Here is a 12,155-nt window from a genome sequence, read left to right as displayed (position 1 = left end):
CGCCTGCTTGATCGCGCTCATCGTCGCCAGTTCGTCGGGCGTGCGCGTGCGCGAGAGCACCTTGCGCTTCTTGAGGCCGATGCCGTGCTCCGCTGAAACCGAGCCTCCCAAGTCGGAGACGACGCCGTAGACGAAGGCCTCGACGGCTTCGACCGTCTCCGCCGTCGCACCCGGCACGTCGGCGATGAGGTGGATGTTCCCGTCACCGAGGTGGCCGTAGACCAGCGCCAGCGAGCCGGGATGGCGCGCCTCCAGGCCTTGGGTGATGCGGCTCGCAGCTTCGGCCAGGTCGCTGACCGCGAAGCTGATGTCGAAGGCGATCATGTTGGGAATGAGGCGCGGGAATTCACCCGGCGCATCGCGCACCGCCCAGAAATCCAGCGCGGCGCGTTCTGACATCGCGACCGCCGCGTCCTCCAGCACTTCCTCTTCGAACATGCGGGCGAGGAAGGCCTCGAACTGCTCGCCCTGCGCCTCTGGATCGGCGCCGTCCGTTTCCAGCAGGACATAGAAGCCGTGGCTCCCCGCCAAAGGACGGCGCAGTTCGGGGAAGTTGCCCAGCACATAGTCGTAGTAGCTCGGCCACATCACCTCGAACGCCGATACCCCGCCGGCGAGTTCGGACTGCGCACGCCGCAGCAGCGTGGTGACGGCCTTGAAGTCGTCCAGTCCGCACCACGCGGTTGAAACCCCCAACGGGCGAGGACGCAGACGCAGGACTACGCGGGTGATGATACCCAGCGTGCCCTCGCTGCCGATCAGCAGGTTCTTGAGATCGTAGCCGCTGTTGTTCTTGAGCATCTTGTGCAGGCCGCTGATCACGCGGCCATCGGCGAGCACCGCCTCGACGCCGAGCACGAGGTCGCGGGTCATGCCGTACTTGATCACGCGGTTGCCGCCCGCATTGGTCGCCAGCACGCCGCCGATGGTGCAGCTTCCCCGCGCGCCGAGGTCGAGCGGGAAGAAGTAGCCCGCCGCCAGCGCGGCTTCCTGAACGCTCTGCAGCACGCAGCCTGCCTGGACGGTCATCGTCGCCGAGACCGCATCGACCTCCTCGATCGCCTTCATGCGCTCCAGGCTGACGGCGATCTCGCCATCGAGCGCGCTGGCACCGCCGGCAAGGCCCGTAAGTCCGCCCTGCACGGTCACCGGCTGCCCGGCGGCGTGGCAGATCGCCATGGCCTGCGAGAGTTCTTCGGTCGAGCGGGGGCGGATCAGGGCGAGGACATCGCCCGAGGGAATACCGCTCCAGTCGGCGAAGCGGCGCCCGTCTGCTTCTTGTGCGAGCGTGACGATGTCGGGGCCAAGTGCGGCGAGCAGGCGCTCGACGACGTCGGTGGTGGTGGTGGTGGAAAGGGCGGTGGTGTCAGTCATGGGCGGGTGCTCGCGTCAGGAACGAAAGAACTATCGCGGCGAGCAGCATGGTCGCGGCGAAGACGTACATCGGGATATCGAAGGCGCCGGTGGCAGTCTTGATCCAGCCGACGAGATAGGGCGAAAGGAAGCCGGGAATGTTGCCCAGCGCCGAAATCAGCGCGATAGCGGCGGCGGCAGCGGTGCCGGTGAACATCGCCGTCGGCAGGTTCCAGAACACCGGCAGCGAACCCATCGTACCCGCCATCGCCAGCGAGCAGCACAGCATCGCCAGCGGCATGCTGACGAGCGCCGCCGGGCTCACGGCCCAGCCGAAAGCCGAGACCAGCGCCAATGCGATCAACAGCGGGCCGACGTTGCGCAAGCTCGACACCCGCGAAGCGAGGGTGAGCATGGTGGCCGCCCCGACCAGCCAGGGGATGGTGCTGAGCACGCCGATCATCAGCGGGCTGGCGATGCCGGCGCTCTGGATGATGGTGGGCAGCCAGAACACGAAGCCGAAGAACGAAGTGCCGTAGCAGCCGTAGACGAGGCTGAGCGCGAGGACCCGGCCGTTGGTCATGACCGAGGACAGCGGGGCATGGCCAGTTGCGGGGCCAGCTGCGGGGCCATCCTGCGCGACGATGGCGGCCAGGCGGTCGCGCTCTGCGGGGGTGAGCCACAGCGCGCTGGCAGGTCCGGCGTCGAGGCGCTTCATGCAGGCGATGCCCAGCAGCACTGCCGGCGTACCTTCGATGATGAACAGCCATTGCCAGCCGGGCAGTCCGCCGAAATCATGCAGCGTCTCCAGGATCAGGCCGGAGACCGGTCCGACGACGACGCCCGCCACCGCGATCGCGGTCATGAAGATCGCCGTCATGCGGGTGCGCCGCGCGGCCGGGAACCACAAGGTGAGATAGAAGATCACACCCGGGAAGAACCCGGCCTCGGCCACGCCGATCAGGAAGCGCAAGATGTAGAAGCTGGCGGGCGTGCGCACGAACAGCATCGCGATCGACAGCAGGCCCCAGGTGATCATGATCCGCCCCAGCCACATCGGCGCGCCGAATTTTCTCAGCGCGATGTTGCTGGGCACTTCGAACAGCACGTAGCCGATGAAGAACGTGCCCGCGCCGATGCCGTAGACCAGCTCGCTGAACCCCAGGTCCTTGAGCATGGTGAGCTTGGCGAAGCCGACGTTCATGCGGTCCACCTGGGCGATCAGGTAGCAGACGAACAGAAACGGCAGCAGGCGGCGCGCGACCTTGGCGAACAGGGCGGCGTCGCCATCCCCCGCCAAAGTGGACGCTGGGGCGGGCATATCCATGGGTGTGGCTCGTTCCATCTCGTAAAACTGTCACCGATTAAAGGCGTCTGGGGTCATGGAAGCGAGGGTCCGGCCGGTCATGGCCGACCGGACCCTCGCGGCTGGGAGCTTAGAACTTGAAGCGGACGCCCACCTTGCCGGCGCGGCCGATCGCATCGTAATATGCGAAGTTGGTAGCGCCCACGCCGTAGACGGGAACCAGCGGCGGGTCCTTGTCCAGCAGGTTGTTGATCACCGCGAAGATTTCCACGTTGCCCAGGTCGCTGTCCAGCAGCTTGTACTGTGCCGAGAGGTTCACGTAGAGCCGGCTCGGCACGGAATTGTCGTTGATATCGACGCCTTCGACATAGGTGTTGTCGTACTTGCTGGCGCTGATGAAGCGGCCCTGCAACTGCATCCCGAAGCGACCGACATCGTAACCCAGGTTGGTGTTGACGATCCAGCTCGGCACGCTGGCGACGGTGTTCACCACCTGCCCGTCGAGGCGAGTGGTGACGCGGCCGTCGCTGGTGGTCGACTTGATCGTGTAGGTCGCGAAGGCGCGCAGGCTAATGGTGCCGGGCAGCGAGGAAATCTCGTCCAGCGGCTGGCGGTAGCTGAACTCGACATCCACGCCCCGGTTCTTCAGGCTGGCGACGTTGATGTACTTGTTCGTCACCGAGGTCACCACGTCGCTGCTATTGCGCACGATCTGGCTGCACAGCACGGTTTCGCCCGTCTGGCAGCGATCGAGGATCGACTGGAAAGCCAGCGTCGAGATCGCATCGTTGATCTTGATGTCGAAGTAATCGACCGCAAGGCGCAGGTGCGTGCCCGGCGTCAGGACGATGCCGGCGGTCAGCGTATCGGCCTTCTCCGGCTTGAGCGCTGTGTTGCCCGACGTGATCGTGGGCATGAAGTAGCTGCCGCCGGTCTTGGGATCGCGCAGCGTGTTCTGGCCGAACACCGAGGTGCTGAACAGTTCGGTGATGTTGGGCGCGCGGATATCACGCGAGCGCGTGGCGCGAAGGCGCAGGAAGTCGTTCACGGCCCAATCGAGGCCCGCCTTCCACGTCGCGACGCTGCCCGAGGTGCTGTAGTCGGTGTAACGCACGGCGCCGGTCACATCGAGGCGCTGGGCGAAAGCCCAGTCCTTGATCAGCGGCACGTTGACTTCGCCGTAGAATTCCTTGGCGTTGTACGATCCGTGCAGCGGCTTGGGGTTGGCATAGTCCCACAGCGAGGCCTGGGACGCCGTATCGGAATCGGCGTTCACCTGCTCCTTGCGGTACTCGGCACCCAGCGCCACCTGGAGCGGCCCGGCGGGCAGTTCCAGAACCTTGCCCTGGATGTTGAAGGCGGCGGCGTTCTGCACGGTCTTCTGGCGCAGCCAGGCGGTGCCGGTGAAGTAGTCGGTCGAGGCCGGATTGAAATTGCCGACGCCGAACGGGTTGAACGCCAGGCAGGACGTGCCCGGGTTGGTCAGCGCAATGCGGCATACGGCCTTGCCGGTCGCCGGGTCGATCACCGAATCGAGCGCCTGGCTGAACAGGGCGGACTGGCGCAGGCCGTGGATTTGCGATTCGTACTTGGTCTCGCCGTATTCGTACGAGGCTTCATAGGTCCAGTCGGAGCCGATCTTGCCTTCGGCACCCAGGACGGTGCGGAAAGTGCGGGTGGATAGTTCGGTCGTGACCTGACCGATATCGCCGCTCCAGCGCCCGAAGCTGACCGACGACAGGTTGTTCGCCACCATCGCATCGCGGACCGCCTGAGGCAGGAAGGCGTTGTCGACCGCGATCTTCAGGTTGCCGTAGTTGTAGGCGTTGGCGCTCTGGCCGTTCACCTGGCTGTCCGAATAGGACACGTCGGCGAACAGGCGTAGTGAATCGGTGGCGTCGAAGGCCACCCGGCCGTAGCCGATCTTGCGCTCCATCTTCGGCAGCAGGTCGAAGCCACGGTAGAAGTAGCTGGCGCCGTCGCCCCCGATCATCAGCTGGCTGCCGGCCAGTTGGCCAACGGTGAAAGGCGTGGGCGTGCCGTCGGCGGCGAACTGCACGAGGCGCGAATCGCTGGTGCCGGTGAGCGAGCCCCAGGTCAGGCCCGAAGTGATCAGGCCGCCGTCGGTCTGGCGCGAATCGTGGACGTTGTTGGTGATCACGCGGGTCGGCGTGCCGTTGCCCGGAGTCGGGTTTACGACGAGGCCGGGCTGGCGGCGGCCCCAGTCGCGGGTGAACTGGTCGCCCGCACCTTCGTTGTCGTAGTATTCGCCGGCGGCCATGATGTGCAGGCGATCGTCGAGCAGCGAGCCGCCGACGAGCAGCGCGGCGCGGTATTCGTTGGCGTCGTTCTTCTGCGACTGACCGTACTGGATATCGCCCTGGATCCCCGTGAAGTCCTTCTTCAGGATCAGGTTGACCACGCCGGCCACGGCATCCGACCCGTAGCTGGCCGAAGCGCCGCCGGTCACCACTTCCGTGCGATCGATCAGGATCGAGGGAATATTGTTGAGATCGACCTGGCCGGTGCCGGCGGACGGCACGAAGCGCTTGCCATCGACCAGCAGCAACGTGCGTGAACTGCCCAGGCCGCGCAGATCGACGAAGTTGGAGCCCGCGATCTGCGAGCGGTTCGACGATCCCTGCGGCGTCTGCGCCGGGCGGAACGAAGGCAGTTCGTTGAGCGCATCGGCGACGTTCGATTGGCCGCGCTGGTTCATATAGTCGGCGCCGAGCACGGTGACCGGAGTGGGTGCGCTGGAGCCGTCGCGGGCGATGCGCGAGCCGGTGACGACGATGTCGCCAGCGGGCGCCTCGGCGATCTCGGGGTTCGGCGCGGACGCTTCCTGCGCCAGCGCAGGTGTGGCTGCGGCCAGTGTGAGTGCAAGAGCGCTGGCTCCGAGCCAGCGGTTATGTGCGATCCCTGTATGCATTGGAAACTTCCCTCATCGTTTCGAATACTGATTGGCATAACAGAATATGGATTTGGGTGGCCGTCAAGGGCGTATTTCGCAATTATTTCGCCGAAAACACCAAAATTGAGCATTTTTGCATGGACAAGCCGCTTATGAACCGTATTCTGTTTTTCACTTGCTAGGCAGCGTGTCTTGAAAGAGAATACCGATATGACAGTGCATCAGCTCGATCGTGGGGCGCGCGGAACGCCCGCTTACATGGAGGTGCTCGCCCGCATTCAGCGCGGCGACGTGGGGCCGGGGGACAAGCTGGTCGATACCGCGCTGGCCACGGAACTGGGCGTGTCGCGTATGCCCGTGCGCGAGGCGCTGCTGCGGCTGGTCCATGAAGGATACCTCGTCGGCACCACGCGCGGCTTCATGCTGCCTGAATTGTCCCAGAAGGACATCGCCGACATCTTCGAGATCCGTAAGATGCTCGAACCGCGCGCTGCGGCGGCTGCCGCATACAATCTTGACGCGCAGGCCGTGGCCGATCTCGAAGCGGCCTATCGCATGGCCTGCGACGCGGTGGAGCAGGATGAGCCGCTCGCCCTGATGCAGGCCAACACGCGCTTTCGTCAGGCTTGGCTCAACGCCGTGCCTAACCCCCGCCTGGCCGCGACGATCGGCCGCTTCGTCGACCACGTCCAGACCGTGCGGATCGGCACGCTCCACGACAAGGAAACGCAGATGGTGGTGATCGCGCTGCTGACCGACCTGCTGGAAGGCTTCCGCGTCCGCAATTCCATCGCCGTCTACGATTCGATGACCCGCTTCGTCGATGTCGCGCAGGGGCGCTTCTTCGCACTGATGGAGAAGACGCGGGCCGATTTCGACAACAAGGACATTGTCTCGGGCGGAGCTCTCTGAATTCGCCTCCAGCCGGACCCCATTCAAGCCGGATCTATTCAAGGATGTACATGACCACCCTCAATCCAGTGCTCGGCAATGCGAGCGACATGCGCGCGGCTCTCAAGGGCGGGGGCATGATCACATCGTGGTTCGCGATGGGTTCGGTGCCGCTGATCGAGATCGGCGCGATGGACTATTTCGACGCTGCCATCATCGATCTCCAGCATGGCCTGTGGGATCGCATGACCTCGCACCTCGCCGTGAGCGTGCTGGGCCCCAAGCCGGCGATCATGCGGGTGGCTGCCAACACCATGCCGGCGATCGGCGAAGCGCTCGACAGCGGCGCCGAGGGCGTGTTGGTGCCGTTGGTCGAAACGGCCGAGCAGGCCCGCGCAGCGGTGGCTGCAGCCACGTTCCCGAAGGACGGCATCCGTTCGGGCGGCGGCGTGCGCCCGCTTGCGGAAGGCTTCACCCGCTATCACAAGCGCAGCATCAATCCGCTGATCGGGGTGATGATCGAGACTTCCGCCGGCGTCGACAATGCGGCCGAGATCGCGGCGGTCGACGGGGTCGATTTCGTCTTCATCGGGACCGGCGACCTGGCGCTGTCGCTCGGCTGCTTCCCGCAGATCGACGAGCGCCACGAGCAGGCATGCCAGAGCGTATTCGAAGCCTGCAAGCGTGCCGGTACGCCGTGCGGTATCTTCACCACCACTGCCGAAGCCGCCGCAGCGCGGATCGAACAGGGCTACGCCATGACCGTAGCCGCGAACGACGTCGACATTCTCCTGCACGGGTTCGCGCAGGCCGGTCAGGCCGCGCGCAAGGTCGCCGCGCACGCCTGACCGGGAAGGCCCGACGCTCCGGCGTCGGGCTTATATAGTTCAATGCTGAAATAAAACGGGGGCGGAGCTCAAGGTGCCAGCGCGAGGCAAGGCGCGCATTCATCTCTTGGACAAATGGGGGGAAACATCATGCTTTCCAAATTGCATCTGAGGTACGACGTTCTGAGCTGCACGGCCAGTTTCGCTGCGTTGTCGGTCGCTCTGGCCAGTCCTGCGACGGCGCAGGTTGCAGTGCCGGTGGGGGCACAGTCCGCTGCAACCGATGCCGAAAGCCCGGCGCCTGCCGGCGATATCGTCGTAACCGGCACCCGCATCGCCCGCGATGGTGCATCTTCTCCCACGCCGCTCACCGTACTGGGCGGCGACTACCTCGCTGCCCGGGCGACCAGCAATGTCGCCGATGCGCTCAATGAACTGCCTTCGTTCCGCGCCACCACCTCGTCGGCCAGCACCAGCTCCACCGCGACGCAGGCCGGTACGAACTTCCTCGATCTGCGCGGCCTTGGAAGCAACCGCACGCTGCTGCTCGTCGACGGCAAGCGCCACGTGTCCACCGCGATCACCGGCCAGGTCGATATCAACATGATCCCGACGCTTCTGATCGACCGGGTGGAGGTCGTCACCGGCGGCGCTTCGGCGGTCTATGGTTCGGATGCGGTCGCGGGCGTGGTCAACCTCATCTACAAGAAGAACTTCACGGGTCTGGAAGGCGATGCGCAGTACGATGTGGCGCAAGTGGGCGATGCGCAAGGCTATCGCTTCGCGCTGCATGGCGGCACCGCCTTCCTGGAGGACCGTCTTCACGTCTCCGGCGCGGTCGAGGTGTTCCACAACGACGGTATCGGCAGCATGTATACGCGTGACTGGGGGCGGCGCGAATACGGCATCCTGACCAATCCCGCGCGCGCCACCAATGGCCTGCCGGTGCGCATCATCTCGGACCATGTCCGCACTTCGACGATGACGCCTTACGGTCTCGTCACCTCGGGTCTGACCTACGGCGACCTGACCGGCACCACCGACGTCCGCCGGATCCAGTTCGCGGCCGATGGGACCCCGGTGCCCTTCAATCAGGGCACGCTGGCCGGTTCGCAGTATATGATCGGCGGCGACGGCGCTGGCCAGGGCTTCCTCAGCGACTTCTCGCTCGCACCGCGCATCTCGCGCCAGTTGGCCAGCGGCGACATCCACTATGACGCTGGCGACGGGCTGGAGTTCGGCACCGCGTTCTACTACGCCCGTTCGCGCGCGTCGGGACAGGCGATCGCGCCATTCGACTTCGGCACGCTGACGATCCAGCGCGACAATGCATACCTGCCCGCGGCGCTTACGGCGGCGATGGACGCCAAGGGCCTGACCAAGCTCGCCTTCGGGCGCCTGTCGCTCGACGTCGGGCCGAACACGTCCGACAACACCACACAAACCTACCGCTCGGTCACCGACGCCAAGGGCCGCATCGGCGCCTGGAAGTGGGACGCCTACTATCAGTACGGCAAGACCGACTATGTCGGCCGCTTCAACGGCGTGCGCAACAATGCACGCTACCTGGCCGCCATAGATTCGGTCATCGACCCCGCCACCGGCAAGGCGGTGTGCCGATCGACCCTGACGGCGCCGGGCAACGGCTGCATCGCCTACAACCCGTTCGGCGATACCAATTCGACCGCCGCCAAGGAATACGTGACGGGCGACCAGTACTATCACCTCGTCACCCAGCAGCACGTCGCGGCGGTGAACTTCACCGGCCCCGTCGCGGAACTGTGGGCCGGCCCGCTGGCCGCATCGCTCGGCGCCGAATACCGCCACGAACAAGCTAGCGCCACCGCCGATGCTGCTTCGATCGCCGGCGCCTATGCGGCCGGCAACTACAAGCCGATCGACGGTCGCTACAGCGTCAGGGAGGCGTACCTCGAAATGGAGCTGCCGGTCGTGCGCGACCTGCCGTTTGCCAAGGCGATCGACCTCAACGGCGCGGTCCGCTACGCCGACTATTCGACCAGTGGCGGCTACGTGACCTGGAAGCTGGGCGGCACCTGGGATATCGGGTCGGGCCTGATGGTGCGCGCCACCCGATCGCGAGACATTCGCGCGCCCAACATCTCCGAACTCTACGCCTCGTCCGTTACACGCATCACCAGCGTGACCGACCCGCAGAACGGCAATGCCTCGATCTTCATTCCCACGCTGACCTCGGGCAGCACCGCGCTCAAGCCGGAGAAAGCCAACACCTTCACCGCCGGCGTCACTTACGCGCCGACCTGGATCAATGGCGTCCAGCTTTCGGTCGACTACTACGACATCAAGATAAACGACGCCATCACCAGCCTGACGGCGCAGAACATCGTCGATCGCTGCTATGCCGGCGACCAGAGCCTGTGCGGCCTGGTGGTTCGTTCGGGTGGTACGATCTCGCAGATCAACATCAACCAGATCAACCTCGCCTCGTTCGCCACCGCCGGCGTCGATTTCGAGCTGTCGTATTCGACCGATCTGCTGGGCGGCCGGTTCTCCTGGCGCAACCTGCTGACGTACGTGGACAAGTTCGAACAGAGCAATGGCGCGGTCGTCACCAACCTTGCCAACCAGTTCAACGGCGCGGGCGTAGCGCGCTGGACCGGCAACTCGACCATCGCCTACCAGCACGGCCGCGTCGGTGGCTCGCTGGTCGGGCGCTTCGTGGGGGCGGGCAAGTACGACAACCTCTTCGTCGAGGGCGTCGATATCAACGACAATACCGTGTCCTCGCGGTTCTACCTCAGCCTCAACTTGCGCTACGACCTGACGGATGACGGTTCGGTGCAGATCTACGGCGTCGTCAACAACCTGCTGGACACCGATCCCTCGATCGCGCCGCAGACGACGACGGTAACCAATGTTGCCTACTTCGACGAAGTGGGCCGCGCCTTCCGGGTCGGCGCGAAGTTCAAGTTCTGACCTGACGGGGGCGCCGTGCCGCGGCAGGCGCGGTGCCCCACCGGACGAGACAACAAGGAGTGAAGGCAGGCATGTTTGGCAACGGATCTCTGCGCAAGGCACTCGCGCGATCGAGTGCGATCCTGACTGTAAGCTGCGGCATTGTCGCCGCGGCCTGTGCCCAGACCAACGTACCCGGGGCACCCGCGTCGAACATCCAGACCAGCACGCCTGACGGCCGCTCGCGCGAAGTGTTGCCGATCGTCGACAGCCCGTTTCGCGGCGTTACCGGGACCACCGTTGCCGAATCGCGTCCCGACTGGCCGGTGCCCGTCGTCGCACCGGCCGGGGCGCCCAATGTCCTGCTGATCATGACCGACGACGTCGGCTTCGCGGCGACCTCCGCGTTCGGCGGCGCCATTCCCACGCCCAATCTCGTTCGCCTCGCCAAGCGGGGCGTGCGGTACAACAACTTCCACACCACCGGCATGTGCTCGCCCACCCGCGCGGCGCTGCTGACCGGGCGCAACAGCCATGCGGTGGGCAGCGGCGCGGTGACCGACGTGGCGTCGGGCTATCCGGGCTACAGTTCCATCATCCCGCGCAGCGCCGCTTCGATCGGTGAAGTGCTGCGCGACAACGGCTACAACACCGCCTTCTTCGGCAAGCACCACAACATTCCCTCGTGGGAATCCTCGCTGTCAGGCCCGTTCGACCACTGGCCTACCGGGCTGGGCTTCGACTATTTCTACGGGTTCGTGATCGGGGATACCAACCAGTGGAACCCGCGCCTCTATCGCAATACCCTCTCGGTCGACGCACCGGCGCTGCCGCAGGGCCAGACGCTGGATTTCTCGCTGGCCGATGACGCGATCCACTGGATCCACCAGCAGAAGGCGACTGGCCCGGACCGTCCGTTCTTCGCCTACTTCGCGCCCGGCAGTGCCCATGCGCCGCACCAGGCCCCGCCCGAATGGATCGCCCGCTTCAAGGGCCGGTTCGACAGGGGCTGGGATTCGCTGCGCGAAGAGAACTTCCAGCGCCAGAAGCGCGAAGGGGTGATCCCGGCCAATGCCACGCTGACCCCGCGCCCGGCCGAAATCCCGGCGTGGTCCTCGCTTACCCCCGTGCAGAGGCGGGTCTATGCCCGCTACATGGAAGTGTTCGCGGCGATGATCGCCTATCAGGACGCGCAGGTCGGCCGCATCCTCGACGAACTCGACCGCATGGGCCAGTCCGACAACACCATGGTCCTCTACCTCGTGGGCGACAACGGCCCCAGCGGCGAGGGCGCACCGGCCGGGACGCTCAATCAGGTCCAGCACATGAGCCATGATTTCGAGCAGAGCGCCGAGGAAGTGGCCGGGGTGATCGACACAATGGGCGGGCCGGACACCATCGAGCTATATCCCGCCGGGTGGGGCTGGGCGATGGGCACGCCGTTCCGCTACATGAAGCAGTTGTCCTCGCACCTCGGCGCCATCCGCAACGGCATGGTCGTGTCGTGGCCGGGGCACCTGAACGATACCAGGACAGTGCGCACGCAGTTCGCTCATGTGACCGACATCTTCCCGACCATCCTCGAAGCCGTGCGCCTGCCGGTCCCTCGCCAGGTCAACGGCATCGATCAACAGCCGGTCGACGGTGTGAGCCTCGACTACACCTTCACCCATCCCCGCGCGCCCGAGCAGCACAAGGTCCAGTACTTCGAGATGTTCGGCAACCGCGCGATCTACGCCGACGGCTGGATGGCGAACACCACCCCGCGCCGGATGCCCTGGGAAATGGGCAATCCCGGCGGCAACCCCTACACCGACTACAAATGGGAACTCTACGATCTCGCCAGGGACTTTAGCCAGTCCCGCGACCTGGCCACCGCCAATCCCGCCAAGCTGGCGCAGATGCAGGCGTTGTGGCTGGGGGGGGGGGG

Annotated in this window: 7 protein-coding genes; 4 read left to right on the top strand and 3 right to left on the bottom strand. The window is 65.3% G+C overall.

Features of this window, described 5'->3' with window-relative positions; translation table 11 throughout:
* The 3 genes from LH128_RS18515 to LH128_RS18505 form a co-directional block, all read right to left on the bottom strand.
* On the bottom strand, nt 1-1,374 hold a 1,374-nt coding region (locus LH128_RS18515; protein WP_008831204.1), incomplete at its 3' end, for an FAD-binding oxidoreductase.
* Nucleotides 1,367-2,680, bottom strand: a complete 1,314-nt coding sequence (locus LH128_RS18510) for an MFS transporter (protein ID WP_008831203.1) — start codon at nt 2,678-2,680, stop codon at nt 1,367-1,369. The genes LH128_RS18515 and LH128_RS18510, both read right to left, overlap by 8 nt.
* A 109-nt stretch (nt 2,681-2,789) precedes the next feature.
* Complete coding sequence (locus tag LH128_RS18505) at nt 2,790-5,591, bottom strand: TonB-dependent receptor (RefSeq protein WP_008831202.1); 2,802 nt, start codon at nt 5,589-5,591, stop codon at nt 2,790-2,792.
* A gap of 192 nt (nt 5,592-5,783) precedes the next feature.
* On the opposite strand from LH128_RS18505, the gene LH128_RS31490 reads away from it, so the two are divergent.
* The 4 genes from LH128_RS31490 to LH128_RS18485 form a co-directional block, all read left to right on the top strand.
* A complete protein-coding gene (locus LH128_RS31490; RefSeq protein ID WP_008831201.1) occupies nt 5,784-6,485 on the top strand; it encodes a GntR family transcriptional regulator in 702 nt (233 codons plus the stop codon).
* Nucleotides 6,486-6,535: 50 nt separating this feature from the next.
* Nucleotides 6,536-7,312 (top strand): HpcH/HpaI aldolase family protein, encoded by a 777-nt coding sequence (locus LH128_RS18495; protein WP_008831200.1) that lies wholly within the window; start codon nt 6,536-6,538, stop codon nt 7,310-7,312.
* 129 nt (nt 7,313-7,441) lie between these two features.
* Nucleotides 7,442-10,246, top strand: a complete 2,805-nt coding sequence (locus tag LH128_RS18490; protein WP_069709179.1) for a TonB-dependent receptor plug domain-containing protein — start codon at nt 7,442-7,444, stop codon at nt 10,244-10,246.
* Between the two features lie 71 nt (nt 10,247-10,317).
* On the top strand, nt 10,318-12,155 hold a 1,838-nt coding region (locus LH128_RS18485), incomplete at its 3' end, for an arylsulfatase (protein ID WP_008831198.1).

It is taken from the genome of Sphingomonas sp. LH128 (assembly GCF_000293195.2).
GTDB lineage: Bacteria > Pseudomonadota > Alphaproteobacteria > Sphingomonadales > Sphingomonadaceae > Novosphingobium > Novosphingobium resinovorum_A.
This window is presented reverse-complemented; position numbering and strand designations above follow the sequence as displayed.

Excerpts from the sequence above, each read along its gene's own strand:
- LH128_RS18510 (WP_008831203.1), bottom strand. The coding sequence starts at position 2,680 with ATGGATATGCCCGCCCCAGCGTCCACTTTGGCGGGGGATGGCGACGCC.
- LH128_RS18505 (WP_008831202.1), bottom strand. The coding sequence starts at position 5,591 with ATGCATACAGGGATCGCACATAACCGCTGGCTCGGAGCCAGCGCTCTT.
- LH128_RS31490 (WP_008831201.1), top strand. The coding sequence starts at position 5,784 with ATGACAGTGCATCAGCTCGATCGTGGGGCGCGCGGAACGCCCGCTTAC.
- LH128_RS18495 (WP_008831200.1), top strand. The coding sequence starts at position 6,536 with ATGACCACCCTCAATCCAGTGCTCGGCAATGCGAGCGACATGCGCGCG.
- LH128_RS18490 (WP_069709179.1), top strand. The coding sequence starts at position 7,442 with ATGCTTTCCAAATTGCATCTGAGGTACGACGTTCTGAGCTGCACGGCC.